Annotated in this window: 13 protein-coding genes; 7 read left to right on the top strand and 6 right to left on the bottom strand. The window is 36.2% G+C overall.

Annotated features, from left to right (window positions below):
• Nucleotides 1-626: 626 nt before the first annotated feature.
• A complete protein-coding gene (locus tag ME3_RS00855) occupies nucleotides 627-2,159 on the bottom strand; it encodes a YifB family Mg chelatase-like AAA ATPase (protein ID WP_007476232.1) in 1,533 nt (510 codons plus the stop codon).
• A 469-nt stretch (nucleotides 2,160-2,628) separates the two neighbouring features.
• On the opposite strand from ME3_RS00855, the gene ME3_RS00850 reads away from it, so the two are divergent.
• Nucleotides 2,629-4,536: an autotransporter assembly complex protein TamA gene (locus ME3_RS00850; protein WP_007476230.1), complete on the top strand. Its 1,908-nt coding sequence runs from the start codon at nucleotides 2,629-2,631 to the stop codon at nucleotides 4,534-4,536.
• Nucleotides 4,536-9,185 carry a translocation/assembly module TamB domain-containing protein gene (locus tag ME3_RS00845; RefSeq protein WP_007476228.1) on the top strand — a complete coding sequence of 1,550 codons (4,650 nt, stop codon included), beginning with the start codon at nucleotides 4,536-4,538 and terminating at the stop codon, nucleotides 9,183-9,185. Before ME3_RS00850 ends, ME3_RS00845 begins: the two co-directional genes overlap by 1 nt.
• 26 nt (nucleotides 9,186-9,211) lie before the next feature.
• Here the strand turns inward: ME3_RS00845 and ME3_RS00840 are convergent, their stop codons facing one another.
• Together ME3_RS00840 and infC are read right to left on the bottom strand one after the other, a co-directional pair.
• The gene (locus ME3_RS00840) at nucleotides 9,212-10,978 is read right to left on the bottom strand and encodes an ABC transporter ATP-binding protein (RefSeq protein ID WP_007476226.1); all 1,767 of its coding nucleotides are present in this window, start codon (nucleotides 10,976-10,978) and stop codon (nucleotides 9,212-9,214) included.
• A 213-nt stretch (nucleotides 10,979-11,191) separates the two neighbouring features.
• Nucleotides 11,192-11,710: a translation initiation factor IF-3 gene (infC, locus tag ME3_RS00835; RefSeq protein ID WP_039952327.1), complete on the bottom strand. Its 519-nt coding sequence runs from the start codon at nucleotides 11,708-11,710 to the stop codon at nucleotides 11,192-11,194.
• 210 nt (nucleotides 11,711-11,920) lie between these two features.
• Between infC and ME3_RS00830 the strand changes: the two genes are divergently transcribed.
• The 3 genes from ME3_RS00830 (at nucleotide 11,921) to dapE (ending at nucleotide 15,217) form a co-directional block, all read left to right on the top strand.
• Nucleotides 11,921-12,712, top strand: a complete 792-nt coding sequence (locus ME3_RS00830) for an alpha/beta hydrolase (RefSeq protein ID WP_039952425.1) — start codon at nucleotides 11,921-11,923, stop codon at nucleotides 12,710-12,712.
• Nucleotides 12,713-12,734: 22 nt separating this feature from the next.
• Nucleotides 12,735-13,463 (top strand): M48 family metallopeptidase, encoded by a 729-nt coding sequence (locus ME3_RS00825; protein ID WP_007476221.1) that lies wholly within the window; start codon nucleotides 12,735-12,737, stop codon nucleotides 13,461-13,463.
• 581 nt (nucleotides 13,464-14,044) lie between these two features.
• The gene (dapE, locus tag ME3_RS00820) at nucleotides 14,045-15,217 is read left to right on the top strand and encodes a succinyl-diaminopimelate desuccinylase (protein WP_007476219.1); all 1,173 of its coding nucleotides are present in this window, start codon (nucleotides 14,045-14,047) and stop codon (nucleotides 15,215-15,217) included.
• A gap of 92 nt (nucleotides 15,218-15,309) precedes the next feature.
• On the opposite strand, the gene hemW is transcribed toward dapE, so the two are convergent.
• Both hemW and rdgB read right to left on the bottom strand, forming a co-directional pair.
• Nucleotides 15,310-16,509 (bottom strand): radical SAM family heme chaperone HemW, encoded by a 1,200-nt coding sequence (gene hemW / locus ME3_RS00815; RefSeq protein ID WP_007476217.1) that lies wholly within the window; start codon nucleotides 16,507-16,509, stop codon nucleotides 15,310-15,312.
• Complete coding sequence (gene rdgB, locus ME3_RS00810; protein ID WP_007476216.1) at nucleotides 16,509-17,153, bottom strand: RdgB/HAM1 family non-canonical purine NTP pyrophosphatase; 645 nt, start codon at nucleotides 17,151-17,153, stop codon at nucleotides 16,509-16,511. The genes hemW and rdgB overlap by 1 nt, the downstream gene beginning before the upstream one ends.
• Before the next feature lie 606 nt (nucleotides 17,154-17,759).
• On the opposite strand from rdgB, the gene hrcA reads away from it, so the two are divergent.
• Together hrcA and grpE are read left to right on the top strand one after the other, a co-directional pair.
• On the top strand, nucleotides 17,760-18,830 hold the full coding sequence (hrcA, locus tag ME3_RS00805; RefSeq protein WP_039952423.1) for a heat-inducible transcriptional repressor HrcA: 1,071 nt from the start codon (nucleotides 17,760-17,762) through the stop codon (nucleotides 18,828-18,830).
• 121 nt (nucleotides 18,831-18,951) lie between these two features.
• Entirely contained in the window at nucleotides 18,952-19,626 is a 675-nt protein-coding gene (grpE, locus tag ME3_RS00800) for a nucleotide exchange factor GrpE (RefSeq protein WP_007476214.1), read from the top strand.
• A 102-nt stretch (nucleotides 19,627-19,728) separates the two neighbouring features.
• Here grpE and thpR read toward each other — a convergent pair whose 3' ends face one another.
• Nucleotides 19,729-20,268, bottom strand: a complete 540-nt coding sequence (thpR, locus tag ME3_RS00795; RefSeq protein WP_007476213.1) for an RNA 2',3'-cyclic phosphodiesterase — start codon at nucleotides 20,266-20,268, stop codon at nucleotides 19,729-19,731.
• Between the last annotated feature and the right edge of the window lie 734 nt (nucleotides 20,269-21,002).

The following is a 21,002-nucleotide window of genomic DNA, read 5'->3' as shown; positions in this document are numbered from 1 at the left end:
TATTCTAATATGTTATTTATAGCATAACTACGTAAAGCATTTATCGTATATCAAATATATATTCAACATTTGTTACTCTATAATTAGGTGGAATAATTTTTTTCGTACACAAATACTGTAAAGCTTTTATTTTAGCCTTTGTTTGGCTAGAAGGAGAGAAGGAAGGTTGGATGATATCTTTATTTTTTACTCAAAGAGTGCTCTTCTTTATATTTATGCTTAAAAAACGTTTACAATGAGATTTACATTCTATCCACACGTGTTCTGGATAAATGTACGAATTATGGTGTTTTCTTCTGACAATTTTAGAAAATATCAGATATTTTAACCTATGAAAATGCTCACTATTTTGATCAAGTTATAACTAAAAGAAAATAGTATTTTTTGATGATTATGAGCTTTTATTTTTATAGCTGAATGATCTAATAAATTGATTGCTACTATTTTATTGGGTGGTAGGTGTATAGCTTTACAATTGTTAGAGGGAAATGCATAGTGTTTTTGTAGAAAATACAAAATGAGTTGATGCGCTTAATTATATTCTGAAACGTTTAGTGCATGATGACAAACTAATAAAGTTTTGTTTATATTATTTTCCGATTAATTTTTATTGACGAATAACTTCTTTAACTAATAGTTGTTAATTTTTCATTGTTTAATCGATAGGAAATGGCTTCTGCAAGATGATGACGTGAAAGTTGATCTACTTCATCAAGATCAGCGATAGTGCGTGCAACTTTGAGGATACGGTGATAAGCACGTGCAGAAAAGCACATTTTTTCACTAATATCTTGTAGCAATGTGGTCGCACTTTGATCTGGAATAGCAATTTGTTCAATAATTTTGCCAGGGCAATCACCGTTAGTGCGAATATGACCAAGGCCCAATTTTGCAAAACGTTTGGCTTGAATAACACGGGTTCGTGCAACGCGTTTTGCAACATCACAGCTTTTTTCGGACTGTTCTGGTTGCATGAGATCCATAGCTGTTAGAGCAGGCACACAAATGCGTAAGTCAATTCGATCGAGCAAAGGGTTAGAAATACGAGCTTGATAATCGTTCTGACAGCGTGGACCTTTAGCACAAACATGGCCTTCTTCGCCTGCCATGCCACATCGACAAGGATTCATTGCAGCAATGAGCTGGATGCGAGCGGGATAACTAATATGGTGGTTAGCGCGGGCAACAATACATTCTCCACTTTCTAAGGGTTGACGAAGAGAATCAAGGACTTGTGGAGAAAATTCAGGCAATTCATCGAGAAATAAAACACCATTATGCGCAAGTGTTACTTCTCCTGGTTTTCCTTTGAGCCCACCACCAATTATTGCTGCCATGGAAGCAGAATGATGAGGAGAGCGAAAGGGACGGTGGCGTGAAATAGTATTGTGTACTGTTTCTCCGGTAATAGAGGCAATCAAACAAACATCTAAAAGTTCACGATTATCAAGAGGCGGTAAAATAGAAGGTAAGCATTGAGCTAACATAGATTTTCCTGCGCCAGGAGGACCTACAAATAAAAGGTTATGCCGTCCAGCTGCGCATACTTCTAAAGCACGTTTGGCAGCTTTTTGTCCTTTAATCTCACAAAGATCTGGTAACTCAGTTTGGATTGTATATTGGCGTGGTTGTGGACGCTTTAGGATTTGTGTTCCTTTAAAGTGGTTGACAATAGCAAGAAGTGTATCGGGTGCGAGAATATCCATATCTGCATTTGCCCATGCAGCTTCAGGTCCGCATTGATGGGGACAAATTAACCCTTTATTAAGTGATAAAGCTGTCATTGCGGTTGGTAAAACCCCGTTGACAGCAGTAATAGATCCATCCAGTGATAATTCTCCTAAAATGATATAATTTTGTGCTATTTTTGGGGGAAGAAGTCCCATAGCAAGCATTAAGCCTATTGCAATGGGGAGATCATAATGTGAGCCTTCTTTAGGTAAATCAGCTGGTGCAAGATTAATCGTAACTCGTTTGTTAGGCATGGAAAGTCCACAAGCATGCAGGGCTGCTTGCACACGTTCACGGCTTTCTGCGATAGCTTTATCTGCCAATCCAACAATAGCCATTCCTATCCTACCAGGAGCAATCATAACCTGTACATCAACAGGGATTGCTTCTAAGCCACGAAAAGCAATTGTTGTAACACGCGCAACCATAAATTTCCCCCTTTTTTTGATTGCGAAAAAACAATCATATCTGCCTATAAAAATCAAGCAGGATTTGTGTATAGTGCTTTTGATGAAGCAATTTATTTGTATAAATAAATATATACAAGTTGTATGGCATAGTTACAGATGGAGATTTACATAAATTTAATTATAATAATATTACGGCTCAAGATATTATAGAATGAGCTAATAAGGATGTTTAAAAAAAGCAAAAGTAGACTATTTGTTTTTATAATATCAGAGGCTTATAAACACAGGAAAATGATACGATATCACCATAAAAATATTGTTTGATATAATCAAATGCGTGAAGAATTTAAAAAATAGACATATTTATTTTCTTTTTGGATGTTATGTATAAAAAACATACTATAGAATATTTATTTTAAGAGTATCTGATTTGGTAATATGTCAGAAAAAAGTTTCATCGAAATCAAAAACTATATGCAGCGTATTTGTGGGCTTATGTTTAATTTTTGCTTTTCCGCAATCACTTGCGGCGTTTGAGCTTTTTGGCATTCATTTGTGGGGTAAAAAAAAGCCAAATCTTTCTTCAGGTGATATGAGTGGTACGGAAAAATTTTATCAAGTTGAAGTTGTTGTACCACAAGGTGCACCGCAAGTAGGGGCTCAAATAGTTAAAGACGTGTCTTCTCTTGTTGCTGATCAAGATAAAGCAGTTTCTAGTTCTTCTGGTTTGTTGGCTAAAGCTCGTTCAAATTATCAAGCCATTCTTTCTGCTCTTTATGCTGACGGACGTTACGGGGGTGTTATTAGTATTAAGATTAATGGTCTGGAAGTTGCTGATTTGTCTCCTATGACTCAATTGCCAGTTCAATCTACCGTTGTTATTATAGTTGATGCTGGGCCACAATATGTTTTTAGTGCCGCAAGTATCACAGGGGCTGCTCCATTTATAAAAAAAACAAATTCAATGCCTTCAGTCGAAGAGTTGGGTTATAAGATTGGGGCTGTTGCAAAATCTGAGACTATTTTTAAGGCAGAACGATGGGTAATTGAAGGGTGGCGTCGACATGGACATGCTAAAGTTAACATTGTGAGCCGTGATGTGGTTGCTGATCACACTACGCACCTTATTGATGCGCAGATTGTAACTGATCCTGGGCAAAAAGCTTATTATGGTTCTTTGAGTGTGCGCAATGTGAGTGAACAACCACACATGGATTCAGATTATGTTAAATGGATAACAGCATTAAAGCCAGGTCAGCAATATGATTCTGATGCATTAGCTAAAGCTAATAAACGGCTTGCGCGGCTTGATGTTTTTCGTGCTGTCAATATACAAGAGGCTGATGCAATTAACCCTGATGGAAGTTTACCCCTGACGTTCGTTTTAGAAGAACGTAAGCCACGACGTTTTGGCGTTGGTGGTAGCTATTCAACATTAGATGGTGCTGGTTTTGAAACTTATTGGATGCATAACAATCTTTTTGGCCGTGCAGAGCGCCTTAAAATTGAAACTAAAATAAATGGTATTGGTGATCATAAAACAAAATCTTATAATCCAAAGAATTTTAATTATCTTTTTGGAACGACATTAATAAAGCCTGGTATAATTACTCCTGACACAGACTTTGAAACAGAATTAAAAATGCAACGAGATAGCTTAGATAATTACACAACACAAGCTATCAGAGGAAAGTTTGGCCTTACTCATATTTTTAATGATAATTTATCCGGGCAGTTTGCTGTGGTAGCTTCTAATGGACAGTCGCATGATGATTATCTTGGAAGCCGTAATTTTACGATGGTTGGGTTACAGAGTGGTTTGATTTATGATAGCCGTGATAATAAGTTCAATGCGACAAAAGGTTTGTATAGTGAAACGATAATTGAACCATTATATGAAGCGCATGCTAATGATTTTGTGACGAAAATAACAATAGAAGGTCGTTCTTATTGGGTGCTTGATGAACAAAATCGTTTTGTTTTTGCAACACGAACAAAACTTGGTACAATTATTGGGAATGATAAAACAAAGTTGCCTTCAGATATGCTTTTTTTTGCTGGTGGTGGAGGGTCTGTTCGTGGTTATGCTTATCACAATATTGGTATAAAGGCGAAAAATAATACTATTATTGGTGGACATGCACTTGTTGAAGGTTCAGCTGAATTACGTCTTTCTGTCAATAATACAATAGGATTGGTCAGTTTTATAGATGGTGGTCTTGTGAAGGCGAAGGCACATTTTGATTTTTCGCAAGATATTAAATGGGGGGTAGGCATTGGGGGACGTTACATGACAGGTCTTGGTCCTTTACGGTTTGATTTGGCTTGGCCTCTTAAGCGGGAGAAAGGTGATCCACGTGTAGGTTTTTATGTGGGTATAGGGCAAGCATTCTAATGAAAAAAATATTGCGTTTTTTTGCCTTTTTATTTGGATTTTCTTTTCTTGTAATAAGCTTTTTTGTTTTTGTACAGAAAAGTGATTCACTTTTTAAAAACATAATAAGAGGTGAGCGTTCATGGTTTGTTTCTTTTATTGAACACAAACTTTCAACGCCTAATCGTCAAGTTCGTTTACATAATATGCAGGGAATATTATCATCCCAAGCATCAATTGATGTTATTACGGTAAGTGATCATAAAGGTGTTTGGCTTACAGTTACCAATGCGAAAATAAATTGGAATCGTTTAGCGTTGTTAAGAGGGCGTATTGAGGTTAACGAGCTTTTGATAGGACATGTTACGTTTTTACGCAAACCACACAGTTCTACATCTGTTTCTTTTTTGGAAGCTAATCAACTTTCCATACCACGATTACCTATCTCTGTTTCTGTCAATACGTTTAAGGCTGAACATGTGAGCTTTGGAAAAGACCTTTTTGGTTTTTCTTCTGATGTATCATTAGAAGGACATTTAACTTTAGCCAATGATATTATTGATGCTGATGTAAAAGCTCATCGTTTAGATGCATCAGGTTATTTTTCTATTTTAACAAAAATATCCAAGAAAAGTCGTACAGCTCAAATTGATATTATCGCTAACGAACCACAAAATGGTATGTTAGCTAATATCTTTAATATTGAGAAACGCCCTGCATTAAATCTTGTCATTAAAGGTGATGGTACTTTTGATGACTTGGTTGTTGCGCTTCGGGCAGAGGTTGATCGTAAGCCTATTTTAAATGGTAATGTTGTTCTTGCAAGGGTTTTAGATGATCACAACCTTTCTGCACAGTTGGCAGGTACAATTGGTTTTTTAATGCCTTTTCAGTATCGCAGTCTTTTTGAATCTAATGTAATATTGGGAATAGAGGCGGTGATAACAAAAGAGGGTACCACACGCCTTAATCATATGATAGTCCAGGGTGAAGCAATTAATGTTGTAGCTAATGCTGAAATAACAGCCGATGGATTTTTGCGGCGTCTTTTTGTTGATGGCAACATAGGTTTTGATCAAGAAAATGAGTCTGCTCGTTTATTACCGTTAGAAAGTCAAACACGTGTGAATAATTTGACTTTAACCATTGATTATGGTCGCCAGGACCAACAAGTTTGGAAAGGTCGGCTTATTGCGCATCATTTGAGCAATGAAAATATTCGTATTCGTGATGCAGTTTTTGATATGGGGGGTGTAAGCGAAAATCTGGATGATCCAGCTTCCCGTCATGTTGGCATTCAGGTTAATGGTATTCTTCAGGGAGTTGCAAATACTAAGAATGCATTTGAAGATGGTCTAGATCAAGCGATTCATCTCCATATAGATACAGATATTGCCTCTGGCAAACCGATATTAGTTCATGATTTTAGCATTGTGGCTCAAAGTTTTTCTGCTTGGTTAAAGGGAGAAGTAAATCATTTTGTTTTTAAAGGGGATCTTGGTTTAAAAGCACAAACATTAACCCCTCTGGGTATGTTAATTGGGCGACCAATGTCTGGCAACGCAGATGTTAAAGCTAAAGGTAGTATGAGTTTACCTGGTAGCGCTTTTGATTTTGAATTGTCAGGAGCTGCTGATAACGTGATGATAGGTACTAAGGCTGTTGATTCTTTATTAAAAGGGAGGCTTACCCTTTCAGGTAATGTTGCTCGAAACACGAAGGGTTTAATTTTACATCATTTGCGGTTGAAAAATGACTATGCCAATGTAACAGCTAATGGACATCTTTCAAGTGTGAGTGCTGAGATGGATGTTTATGCTCAAATATCTAACCTTACCATGTTAGACCCAAGGATGGAGGGTGCGATTACTATACAGGGTGCTGTTAGAGGACATAATAGTCTTATAATGGTCAGTACGCACGCTGATATTACTGAGGCACTTTTTATGGGTAAAAAGCTTCAAAATACAATATTAAATGTCAATGCATTGGTGGATAATACATCGGTTTCTTCTAATGTAACTGGCTTTGTAGAAGGTAAAGGGATTTTTGCTCAACAACCGTTACAATTGTCTGCTTCTTTTGAAGATTTCAACCGTATTTGGAAGCTTCAGGATATCAATATTGAAGGAGCGTCTACAAAAATAACAGGTGATCTTTTTCAAACGTTTGAAGGTTTTATAAAGGGAACTTTACATATTGACGTTGACGATATCTCAACGTTTGCTACGTTGTTTTCGCAGAAAGGTAGCGGAAAAGTAAGAGGAGAATTTGTTTTTGATGAACACAATGGTAAGCAAAAAACTAATCTCAAAATCAAGAGTGATCATTTAATATTTGCAAAAAATGAAATCAAGAAATTAGCAATACAGGCTGATATATTCAACCTTTTCAATGCGATACAATTTAAAGGTTTTGTCAATGCAGAGCGTATTCAAACATCATTTATGGTGGCCGATCATTTAAAATTTCACGCTAATGGTAACAATGAGCGAACGGTTTTTAATGTTCAGGCGGTATTACCTAACAATACAAATACGCAGTTTTCTGGTCGTATAATTACGGCAGGACTATCGACCGATGAGCAAAAAATCCAGTTCGAAGCTATGGATATAAAATACTCTAATTTTCATGCAAAATTATTCACTCCAGCAACAATCATTTTTGGTGAGAACGGGGTAACAATAAGTGAATTAGGATTTATTGTCGATCAAGGTAAGATTGTACTTAATGGTACTCTTCAAGATGTTTTAAATTTGCATCTCACTATGAATGCTATTCCTGTAGCTTTAGCTAATCTGTGGAAATCGGATCTTGGTGCGGTTGGTACTTTGTCGGGGCAAGTTATGATTCATGGTCGTTTTGAAAATCCTGATGTGACCTATGATATAAAAGGTTATGAGCTGACAATTGCGGCTTTCCAAGAGAGAAAGATAAAACCTTTTATGTTTTCTGCTAGTGGTAAGGTGATAGATAAAACTTTTACTTTGGGTGCAAGTTTAGTTGGGGAAGAGTTACAAGCGCAAACACAAGGAACTGTATCTTTAGATAAAGGCGAACTTGATCTTCATATTGATTTGAAAAATTTATCTGCGCTTTTGTTTAACAGTTTTATTGAAGGGCAAGTTTTGAGAGGAGTGGTAACTGGTAAGGTCGATATTGGGGGGACATTGAAGGATCCATCTGCGCATTTTGAATTTTCTAGTCAAAATTTAACAATCAATTCTATTTTTCATAAAAATGCATCATCAATCAATATAAATGTTCGTGGTTTTTATGAAAAATCAACACTTCATATTCAGCATATAACAGCAACTGGATCTAAAGATTTAGATCTTTTTGTAAATGGGCGTCTTTCTTTGAATAATTCACCAACTGAACTGAGTGTTAAGGGTATAATGCCTCTTGCTTTTGTTGATCAATTTTTAGCAAAACGTGGTGCGCATATAACAGGAATAGCAAAAATTGATGCTGTTTTAAATGGGACATTGTCTCAGCCACAGTTGATAGGATCTTTTTCGATAATAAATGGTGGTTTTTTTGATTCGCAAACAAATTTGGAACTCAGCAATATAATGCTTGAAGGCAAATTGAATGGCGATCACATAATTTTAGAACATGCTTCTGCTCGTTCATTTGGTGAGGGATCTGTTTCTATTTCGGGTCGTATTTCTACAGATCTGCAAACAGATTTATCTATTCACCTCGACCGTATCAATTATAATGATGGATCTATGATTTTTGCGACACTAACAGGCAAAACAACAATGACTGGTCATTTGTTGAGCAGTCTTGTTATTGGTGGTGAGGTTACAGTTGAAAAAGCTGAAATTCTTATTCCTGATCATTTTCGAAATGCAACATTTCTTGATGTTAGACATAATAATTTAACTAAATTAATTCTAAAAACGCTTGAACGTGCTGATGCTAAAGCTTATAGAACCAATCATAATATTTCTAAAGAACCTTCTTCTGCTGTACAGTTGAATATGCAAATTAATGCACACAATCAAATTTTTGTTCGTGGTCGAGGTTTAGATGCTGAGTTGGGGGGACGTATTAGTTTAACAGGTCCGTTACATGATGTACATCCAGTTGGAGAGCTTCAGATGATTCGTGGACGGTTTGATATTTTATCACAACGTCTCAATTTTGATAAAGGACAGGTAAGTTTTAGTGGTAATCTCAGTCCAACTGTTTATTTTGTTACTAACAGTAATAATGGCGATGTTCATGTTACTGTAACAGTGAGCGGAACTATTGATAACCTTGATATTCAATTTGCGTCACAACCTATTTTACCACAAGATGAGGTATTAGCACGCTTGATTTTTAAGCGCTCTCTTAATGAATTATCGCCATTTCAAATTGCTCAGCTTGCAGCAGCTGTAGCTGAGCTTGCTGGTGCTTCTAATACATCTTTGTTGAATACTTTACGCGCTAAGATTGGTCTTGATGATCTTGACGTTATTGTTGATGAAAATGGCAATACGGGTTTACGTGTTGGGCGTTATGTTCGCGATAATATTTATTTGGGTTTTGAGGCAGGGTTAGATGGCACAACGAAAGGAACAATTGATTTAGATATTTCACGCCATTTCAAGGCAAAAGGCGCTATAGGGAATGAGAACAATTCCAGTTTTGGCTTGTTTTATGAAAGAGAGTATTAAATACAAAAATTTTAAAAAGCTAATGCCTAAAATTCTTGCTTTTTAAAGTGAGTATTATGAAGCTTTTTATAAAGGCCTTTTTTCTTTGCTAACAATTCTACCTGAGTACCTTGTTCAACTAATTGCCCATTTTGTATTACAATAATTTTATCAGCATGCGCAATTGTTGAAAGACGGTGAGCAATCACGAGAATTGTACACTTTTTGGTGAGGTTTTGAAGTGTCTCATTAATTTGGGTTTCAGTATGTGAATCTAATGCACTTGTAGCTTCATCAAAAATCAAGATTTTACTGTCATGAAGTATTGCACGAGCAATAGCGATACGCTGTTTTTGACCTCCTGAAAGATTATTCCCATTCTCGCCCACTTGTGTATCATAACCTTGGGGCAAATCCATGATAAAGTCATGAGCATTGGCTGCTTTTGCTGCTTTTATAATATCATTGTTGCTGGCGCCTTTTTTTCCAAGCCCGATATTATATTTAATAGTTCCTTGAAACAAAAATGTATCCTGCCCTACATAAGCTATAAGGTTTCGAAGGGAATGAAATGTGATGAAGCGAATGTCTTGATCATTAATGAATATAGATCCTTGTGTAGGGTCATAAAGGCGCATAATAAGATTGATAAGCGTTGATTTACCTGAACCGGATGGCCCAACCAATGCTGTCATTTTTCCTGCTTCTATTTCCAGATTGATGTCGTTTAAGACTGTTTGATTATCCATATAAGCAAAAGAAACATTTTCAAAACGAATAGAGCAATGTGTTTTATTAAAGTCTTTAGCTTCTTTATGTTCTATAACAGTCAGTGGATAATCGAGTATTTCGAACATTGTACGAATGCTGACCAAGCCAGACTCAATTTTGACACGCACATTTACCAATCTTTTAGCAGGTTCATAAATGAGGAGCAAAGCTACAAGAAAAGACATTAATTCACCTTGAACACCGGTACGTTGGGTTGCAAGATAGCCGGAAAAACAAATAATAACTGCAATTGCGATGCCGGCAAGCGTTTCCATAATTGGATGTGTAGCAGCTTCAAGCATTGCAATACTGTTTGCCTGTTTTTCAACGTCACAAATAGCTTTATTCATGCGTTTTTTCATCAATTCTTCTAGCGAAAAAGCTTTAATTACGTGAATACCAACAGCAGTTTCTTGCATAACTTTGATAATTTCGCCTAGTGAGAGAAGTTCTTTTTCCATAAGGCCACGAATACGTTTTAAAGCCATTCGAACTCCTAAAAATGCAAGAGGTCCTACTGTTAAGGTAATGGTGATTAACGTAAAATTTTGAATAAACATAACAACCAAAAGGCCAATGACAGAGAGTAAATCACGCACAAAGGTTGTAATAATTATATCGATGATATTACGAGCTGCTGTTGCATTATGGGTTACACGAACAAGAAGATCAGATGAAGCATTATTTTGATAAAAAGAAACGCCTTGCTTCATAAGACGTGCGTAAATTTTACGTTGTTGTTCGGCAATGATACTATTGCCTGCTTTACTTAGACAATAGGTTTGAGCGAAAGTTGCAACCCCTTTGAGAATAAAAATAAATGCAAAAATACTAGAGATGAAAACAATCATATTAAAACTGTGTCCATCAATAATATGATTGACAATATCACGCATCATCCACGCACTAATTGCAGTGGTCAATGCAATGATGATCATTGCAACAATGGCTGCACTATACCAGTACACATGTTTACGAAAATTTTCTCGTAAAAGACGGATGATAAGGTATTTACCAGAAAGGGATGTTTGTATTTTTGCCATGAAATACTTTTATTTTCTCTCATTATTTCATGCAAGATTAAAGTACTCCTTATAGAAAAGCAAACCCTCTTCTATAAGGAATACTCTCTAGAGAGATTTAGTGTACTAATTTTTTGTTTTCAAAAACATTACATCAGCACTCTACAATATTTTAAGATCATATTTACGACTCGACCAAAAAAGTCACTTTAAAACACGCTCTCTTAATTAAAATTATTTAGGTGCTATGACCATCATCATCTGGCGACCTTCAAGTTTAGGCTCAGATTCAATTTTAGCAATTTCACGTGTATCTTCTTTAACTCGCTGAAGAAGCTTCATTCCAAGATCTTGGTGTGCCATTTCACGGCCACGGAAACGCAAAGTAATTTTTACTTTATTACCATGATCAATAAAGCGATGAACGGCCTTAAGTTTTACCTCATAATCATGAACGTCAACATTTGGTCGCATCTTAATTTCTTTGACTTCGATAGTCTTTTGTTTTTTACGCGTCTCAGCTGCTTTTTTTTGATTTTGATATTTCAGTTTGCCTAGATCAATAATTTTACAAACAGGCGGTTCTGCATTTGGCACAATCTCAACCAGATCAAGCCCAACGTCTGCAGCCATAGCAAGCGCTTCTTGCGTTGCAATAATTCCCTGATTTTGTCCTTCATCATTAATGAGTTGAACGCAAGGAACACGAATATCTTGATTTGAACGTGGCCCATCTTTTTGGCTAGGCGTTATTTTAAATGATCGGCGAATGGTCTATGCTCCTTAATTTTGATTTATTTATAGAATGCCTTAATATACAATATCTATACAGAAAAACAATAAGAATTCATGTTTTTTTCACTATCGTTAATACAGGCTTATTTATTCGTTGTTTTAAGTTTAGTTTCGAAAAAAGAAGTTTTTCTTTTATAGTAAAAAGTATTTTATTAAGGAAGAATGATGATAGATCAAAATATTCCTTGTCAGTTTTTTTCGTTTGAAGATACAGCTCTTGCTGTACGTCATCGTAAAGGTAGTCGTTCTCCGGGATTGGTTTGGTTATCTGGTTATCGATCTGATATGCTGGGAAGCAAGGCAATGGTGGTTGATGCTTTTGCTCAAAAAAATAATTTGTCTTGTTTGCGTTTTGATTATTCTGGTCATGGGGAATCAGAAGGAGATTTTTTTGAAGGTACGATTTCACGTTGGGTGAAAGAAAGTTTAGCGATTTTTGAAGCTTATTGTGAAGGACCACAAATTTTAATTGGTTCCTCTATGGGGGGGTGGATTGCTTTAAGGCTTGCTATGATGCTCGCGCAGCAAAATAAACCACTTGCCGGGATGGTATTGATTGCACCTGCTCCGGATTTTACACAAGCCTTGATTGAACCAACTTTGACCACGGTAGAATGGAAAGCTTTGGAAGAAAAAGGTTATTTTGAGCGTTCTTCAAGTTATGATTTAGAGCCAACACCTTTTACAAAGGTATTACTTGAAGATGGGCGAAATAACTGTGTTATGAAAGGATGCATTGATATTGGGTGCTCAGTTCATATTCTGCAAGGAATGGAAGATGAAATAGTTTCCTATCAACATGCATTAGCTTTACTTGATCATTTGCCTTTGCATAATGTAACATTAACACTTGTTCGTGATGCAAACCACCGGTTTTCACGTCCACAGGATTTGGATTGTTTTGAAAAAGTGTTGATGTCATTAATTGATCGAATCAATGAACCATCAAGATCTAGTTGATTAGATTATAGAGACATGATGCATGGTTATTTATGAGCAAGATTTTATTCTCTCTGATCGCGTTGTGCCTTTGCGGGTACGAAAGCATAAATATGCACGCCGTTTCACGTTACGCATTGATGCGGATGGACAGGGGATTTGTTTAACAATACCACCAGCGATAAATTTTAATGCGGTTCAGTCTTTCATTGAAAAACATAGTTGTTGGATTGAAACACATCTTACTCATGTTCTCACTTCCCGTGAAAGTTCTTATCTCAAGGAGGGTGCAACAATTCCTTTATTAGGTGTTGCACACATTATAAAGCGTAAAGAAGGGCGTGGGGTGGATGAAATCGTTACAGGTGATATGGAGCAAAAACCGCAAATTATTATCTATAGTCGGTTAGAATATTTGCCAAGACGAATTGCTGATGTTTTAAAAAAACAAGCTAAAATCATTATAACACCGCTAGTAGAACAGTATGCACATAAAGTGGAACGTAAAGTTAAATCAATCCGTTATAAAGATATCAAAAGCCGCTGGGGATCATGTTCGACAGATGGGCGTTTATCTTTTTCATGGCGTCTTGTTATGGCACCAAGAGAAATTGTTGAATATGTTGTTGCACATGAGGTCGCTCACCTTATCGAAATGAATCATAGGTCACAATTTTGGGATCTTTGTGAGAAACTTTGCCCAGGTAGTAAAACTTATCATGCTTGGTTAAAGAAAAATAGTCATACGTTGCACGCGATCAATTTTCACTAACACAGTATTATTATGGTTATTTTTTTGAATTTCATACATTTTTATTGATAATTATCTGCTATTTTTTGTCATTGTGTGCGATATTATCTCCCACGTTGTATTTTTTATACAAAGTTTTATTGCCCTTTATAGTTTATGTGTACTTATCGATTAATGGGCTTATTGTAACAGATATTATTTTGTAAGCATTGACCAAAATATATTATCATTATTGGATATACTAAATGAAAAGGTCAGATTCTTTTACTATTTTTAATTATTCTTGTTTTTTCTGTGGGTTTGGTTTGTGATTTTTGGAGTACTAGTTATAAATCAAAAAATAGCTGTACGTTGAAATTATTATTTAATTGATATTTACAGTGCGTTTTAACCACTGCCTTTTATACAGAAAATTGTGCTTAGGTGGGCTTAATATCCAGCCATGTTAGTGATGATATTTCAATAAAGTGACTACTAAGTCACTTTATTGAAATTGTTTTTTTTGCTTTGTTTAGTAAGGACTTTTAACATTTTTGCTTTATCTTTCTTGTGATTTAACTTAACATTTTTAAATCACTTTTTGTATAGATTGGAATATATTTATGCCTGTTCTTACAGATCCTATTCAGTTATTACAGGCGCTTATCCGTTGCCCTTCTGTTACACCTCATGAAGCAGGTGCTTTGTCGACTTTGGAACACTTTTTGACAAAACTGGGATTTACTGTTGAACGCCCTGTTTTTATAGATAAAAATACAGAAGATGTTGAAAATCTTTATGCAAAGATTGGAAATAAAGGTCCACATCTTATGTTTGCAGGTCATAGTGATGTAGTCCCACCTGGTGAGCTAGGCAATTGGACTTATCCTCCTTTTAAAGGCGTTATAGATCAAGGGAAACTCTACGGAAGAGGCGCTGTTGATATGAAAGGAGGCATAGCGTGCTTTATAGCGGCGCTAGCGCGGATTTTTAAGAAACAGCCAATTAAAGGGACAATAAGTTTTTTGATAACTGGTGATGAAGAAGGTCCCGCCCTTAACGGTACGGTAAAACTTTTAAAATGGGCAGTAGAAAAGGGCGAAAAATGGACTGCGGCCATTGTTGGTGAACCGACAAGTGTAAAAGTTGTTGGTGATATGATCAAAATTGGTCGTCGGGGGTCAATTTCCGGTGTTATTAGAGTGCGGGGTCGGCAAGGTCATGTTGCTTTTCCTGAACGAGCAGCTAATCCATTACCTTTAGCAAATAAGCTTATTCAAGCACTGATACAAACTCCTCTGGATCAGGGAACAAAAAATTTTCAAGCAAGTAATTTGGAATTAACAAGTATTGATACGGGTAATTGTGCTGTCAATATTATTCCTCTGCACACAGTAATTCGTTTCAATATACGCTACAATGATCTTTGGACAAGAGAAACACTCATTGCTGAAGTTGAAAATCGTCTTGCATTGGTACAATCAGAAGATAATCATAATAAGCTTCCATGTTATCAACTTGAGTGGGTACCGAATTTAGGTAACGTTTTCTTAACTCAAAATGGTAAGCTGATTGAAACTTTATCGAACGCTATTGAAAGTATGACAGGAAATAGACCAGAACTTTCAACTTCTGGAGGCACTTCAGATGCACGGTTTATTAAGGATTATTGCCCCGTTGTTGAATTTGGTTTACCAGGGCAAACCATGCATATGGTAGACGAATGCGTTACTCTTGATGCATTGGAAAGTCTTACTTCGATTTATGAACGCTTTATTGTTGATTTTTTTGCATAAAAATGATTGCTATAAACGTAAAATAGGTTAAATTATAAGAAGCGTTTTATAATTAGGGTCACTATTCGTAATTTTTATCTGAAACAGAAGTGTTAATTTGCCAATTGATTAATGATGTGATCGAGAACAATATATCCTTTAGTTGTAGCTTTTAAACGCTGGTTGTCTACCATTTCTACCAAGCCTTGTTGTTGTAAATTGGCAAGTTTGACTGGTGATAAACTTTTTAAGCTTAAAGTTTCATAGCGTGTAAGATCAAGACCTTCTGAAAGACGCAACCCCATGAGCAACATTTCGTTGGCCTGTTGTCTTCTTGTTAATTGTTCTGTTTCGATACAGCCATGGCCTGTAGTTTCTACCAATTCAAGCCAACGTTCGGGATGTTTTTCATTCATTGTGACATAACGTTCAAGTTTTTCAGTTTTGGATAGTGGTATTTTTGAAAAAGTGGGGAAATTTTCCATCGGGCGTTGTATAAAACGTCCATGTGCTCCTGGGCCAAAACCTGCATATTCATTATAGCGCCAATAAAGAAGATTATGACGAGATTCAGCACCAGGCATTGCATGGTTTGAGATTTCGTAAGCGGGAAGGCCGTGCATAGTCGTTATTTCTTGGGTAAGATTATAAAGGTCTGCTGCCAGTTGCGATACTGGAAGAATAAGTTTTCCTGCGGCATGAAGCTTTTTAAAGACAGTCCCTTCTTCAATGGTTAGTTGATAAAGGGAAAGGTGGTCTGCTGCTAAATCAATAGCTTGGGAAAGTTCATATTTCCACTGTTTAAGCGTTTGCTCAGGGCGGGCATAGATTAAATCAAAAGATAAACGTGTAAAGATTTCACGTGCTAAAGTGATAGCATAAAGAGCTTGTTTAACATCATGAAGACGGCCAAGTTGTCGCAGAGCTTTATCATTGAGTGCTTGTACACCTAAAGATAAGCGATTAATACCTACCGCATGGTAGCCGCGAAAGCGCTCTACTTCTACACTGGAAGGGTTGGCTTCTAGTGTGATCTCAGCTTTATCGTCGATTGTCCAATTTTGGGCGACGGTTTGTAGTAAAGCATCAACAGTTTGAGGTGTCATAAGGGAAGGTGTACCACCGCCTATAAAAATACTTGTAATATGACGGGGACCTATCATACGATATTGTGTTGCCATTTCGCGTTTAAAGGCGGCTACAAAACGCTGTTGATCTACCCCATTTTTGCGCACATGCGAATTAAAATCACAATAAGGACATTTAGCAACACAAAAAGGCCAATGAATGTAAATACCGAAGGGTTCAATCATTAGGATACCAAAAAATTTTCCACGAAGAGCTTAAAAGCGCGTGAGCGATGGGAAAGGGGTGTTTTATCATTAAGTGTCCAGCCATGTTTTTGCTCTGTTGACATTTCACCGAAGGTATTTTCATATCCATCTGGTAGAAAAATGGGATCAAAACCAAAACCTTTATTTCCACGTGGTGGCCAAATGAATGTGCCTTCAACGCTGCCACGAAAATAATCTGCATAGCCATTGGGCCATGCAACACAGATGATTGATATGAACCGGCATTTACGCTGGCTTTTTCCAAGGGCTCCAATTTTTTGTAATTCATCTTCTATTTTTTGCATAGCTTTTGAAAAATTACGTGTACCATCAGGCTGAATGGCCCAGTCGGCTGTATAGACGCCTGGTGCACCACCTAATGCGTCTATTTCCAAACCAGAATCATCAGATAAAGCAGGAAGCTGTGTAGTTTTTGCTGCTGCAAAGGCTTTGATATAGGCATTTTTTTCAAATGTTGTTCCTGTTTCTTTTGGTTCGGGCAAACCGAGCTTTTTTGCTGAGAGTGTTGTTAAGCCGAAAGGAGCAATTAATGCGGTGATTTCATGTAATTTTCCGGCGTTATGTGTAGCAATAACAAGTTTTTGATTTCCTATACGTTTCATACGTATCTCTCCTGATATGAGGGATGAATTATTTGTTGGGGTGAGAACTTGTTTTATAGGAGAATAAATTTAACAATACCGGTTTTAATTCCAATAAATAAAGTGATCAATACAACTTGAGAGATTTATTTGCGGTGGTTTTTCACGTCCACAAAAGTTTTGCGACTTATTATAACGAAAATAAGTATCAGGTTTAGTTTGTAAATTTACATCATAGTTAAAGTCAATCATGAATATATTTTATAGATATGACAGGAAATAATACCCTTATGGTTTTTAAGGATTTTATCGTGAGAAAATTTTTTATATTGGTGTCTAACTTAAATAATTATAAAATGTAAGTATTACCAAATTTTGCGGAATTTGATCCTTCTATAATTTTTTAGAGATCTTATTCAAAGAGGATTATTTGTATTTGAGAAGGATGAAGATTAGAATGCTACATAAAATAGCCTCTCTTTTTATGATGGTACCTTTGATGATAAAACGATAGTACTTTTGGCAATAAATATGTAATATGCTTTTTACGTTGCTTTAGACTATTTGACCAAACCTTAATAAAACTTATATAAGAAAAAGTGTTTTTGAAATGGTGAAATAATTGTGATAAAACAAGCATCTATTACCGGTGAGCTTAAAGGGCTTGATGAACGGTCGCGTGATATTTTTCGCCATATTGTTGAAGCTTATCTTAATGATGGTGAGCCGGTAGGATCACGTAATCTGTCGCGGCTTTTACAACAAACATTATCACCTGCGACAATTCGCAATGTAATGAGTGATCTTGAACACCTTGGTTTGATTTATGCACCTCATGTATCTGCAGGGCGAATGCCAACGCAATCAGGTTTACGATTTTTTGTTGATGCATTTATGGAAGTAAGCGACTTACCATCTGAGGAACGTGAGAATATTGAATTTCAAGTCAAAGAAGCAGGTCATACACAATCAGTTGAACATTTTTTGATCCAAGCTAGCCAAATTCTTTCAGACCTTTCACGTGGAGCGGGGTTGGTTTTAGCGATGAAACATGAAGGTACATTAAAACACATTGAATTTGTACGTCTTGATTGCGAACATGCTCTTGCAGTTTTAGTGACACAACAAGGTGAGGTTGAAAACCGCATCATTCATTTGCCAGAAGGCGTTACGCATTCGCAATTGACGGAAGCAACAAATTTTCTCAATGCTCATATTCAAGGACGTACACTCAATGAAGCTAAAACAGAAATTGCACGTTTATGTGTGGAAACGCGGGCTGCACTTGATCAATTATCCCATCATCTTGTTGAAACTGGATTGGCTCTTTGGGGGGGAGAAGATTCAGATCATAAGATGCATCTTATTGTTCGTGGGCGAAGCAATTTACTTGAAGATGTAAAAGCAGAAGAAGATTTAGAGCGGTTACGGCATTTATTTGATGATCTTGAAACGCGTGAAAGTATGGCACAATTGCTTGATTTAGCAGATGCAGGTTTGGGGGTTCGTATCTTTATCGGTTCAGAAAATAAGCTGTTTTCGCTTTCAGGTTCTTCTTTAGTAGTAGCACCTTATTGCGATGCACAGCAAAGAGTAATTGGCGCTTTGGGTGTTATTGGACCAACACGGCTTAATTATGCAAGAATTGTACCTATGGTTGATTATACAGCTCAACTTATGTCACAGTTATTGCGTTAGCTTGTATCGGGCATTTTTATTGTAGACACTCATTATGTTAAGGTGAATAAATACCTCTTGATTTTTATCTGCAAAATTTCAATATCGGAAATAACAAATCTTATGAAGGAATGGAACTTTTATGTCTGACGAAAAAAACAAATTTGCTGATGCTTCATTTGAAAATTGTAATCTAAAAAATCCAAACGATCGCGAAGCACTTGAAAAAGTTGCTGATGAGCTTTTGAAAATGAATAAAGAAGAGGTTTGCGAAAACGTTGAAGAAAAAGAAAGTGAGTCTACGGATCCCTTAGTTGATTTACAGAATGAAAATAAGGAACTAAAAAATCAACTTTTACGTTTTGCTGCTGATATGGAAAATCTTCGACGTCGTACAACACGTGATGTAGCTGATGCAAGGGCTTATGCAATCGCTAATTTTGCCCGCGATATGTTATCTGTTTCTGATAATCTTAATCGTGCTTTAGAAGCTATTCCAGAAGGTGCACGCGAAAATGATACTGGTTTAAAAATGTTAGCAGAAGGCGTTGAAATGACAGAGCGGGCCATGATGACAGCTTTAGAGCGTCATGGAGTGAAAAAGATTCACCCAGAAGGGCAAAAATTTGATCCTTATTTTCATCAGGCAATGTTTGAAATTCCTAACGCTGATGTTCCTGATAATACTGTACAGCAAGTCGTTCAGGCAGGTTATATTATTGGTGAGCGTGTTTTGCGTCCGGCCATGGTTGGTGTAGCTAAGGGGGGACTTAAAGAAGATTCTATTAAAGTTGACCCAGCCTCAACACATCAGTAAAAAAGATATTTTAAACTATAAAGGCATATTATTTTATATGCGACCTTACATTGTTAAGGCAATTATTAGAACAACTTTAAAGAGTACTTGGTTAAAGTGCTCTTATGCTTGAAGCGGCCAACTTCCTTTTACAATATAAAGGGCATCACTTGAGGGGTCTTTCGACAGGAGTAAAACGAAGTGATCAACTGCAAAGGGAGGGCAAGAAAAATCACTCCGAGCAGATAAATACGAAGAAAGGTCCTTAGGTTGAACATCGAGCAGTCGTGCAAGGGTAATATGGGGAGTATATTGCGTCTCATCAGAAGCTAATCCTAAATATTTCTGAATGCATAGTATTTTCTCATGTAAAAGGGTGAGGGGTTCACAGGGTTTTATGCGAACAACCAGAGAATGAGGAGAAATTTCTGAACCAAAAATTTCAAAACCATTAGGTTGGAGCATAAAAGGAGGGCATTTTATTGTATCAAAAGCCTCAATAAGTTCATCAGCAACAGAGTTTGCGATCTCTCCAAAAAAAGACAAGGTGACATGGAAATTTTGTGGGTTAATCCACTGGGCTTTTGGCAAGCCATTTTGCAATGATATAAGTACTTTTGTTGTTTCTTGAGGGATTTTAATAGCAGCAAATAGACGTGGCATAGAGCCTCCTTATTGGTTGGAAGACAATTTTGACGCTTAAATGTTTTGAATGTGATGATGGATAAACTAAGATAGAGCCAATTATTATAAGATGGATAATGATGTAGACAGAAATAACTAGCCCTATATTATTAATTGAATTCATAAGATTATTTGTGCTGAAAAGGGTGGTATTGTCACAATAAAGAAACTTTTGTGTGAATATTAGAACAGCAAATTTGATATACAATTTGTGAAACAATAAAGTGTTTATCCATTTTAGTGGCAACTGAATACAGCTTAAAATAAGGGGGACTTAAAAAGTCTGATTATTTAATAACCTTTATTGACTCAAAAAATGGCAAAAAGATTACGCTCTAACATGTCTAACTAAAAAGTAAGTTTTTCTGTTTTCGAGAATTTTTATTACTATACAAAACACTACAGTGTACTAAGAGTTAAGAGTAATGTTTTTAAAAAGAATATTTTGATAGTTTAACAAATGGCTATAAGTTGTATTTTATGAAAGCTAAAAAATTTTAAAAAAAGGGTGTATTAATTCACAAATTCAATAATTTGATTAATGGAAAAATACTCATATTCAAAATTAAAGAGAATAATGCAACTGATAAATTCGTTTTCTAAATTCTATTGTAAAAGGCAACTTTACAAATTTAAATGCTATTCTTTAAATTTTCTGGAATGTTATTTGCGGCATTTTTTATTTTTTGCGCACAATATCGCATTCTAATCAC

Origin of the sequence: Bartonella melophagi K-2C (assembly GCF_000278255.1) — a bacterium.
GTDB lineage: Bacteria > Pseudomonadota > Alphaproteobacteria > Rhizobiales > Rhizobiaceae > Bartonella > Bartonella melophagi.
Note: the sequence above shows the minus strand (reverse complement) of the source record. Positions and strands in the feature narration are given on the sequence as shown.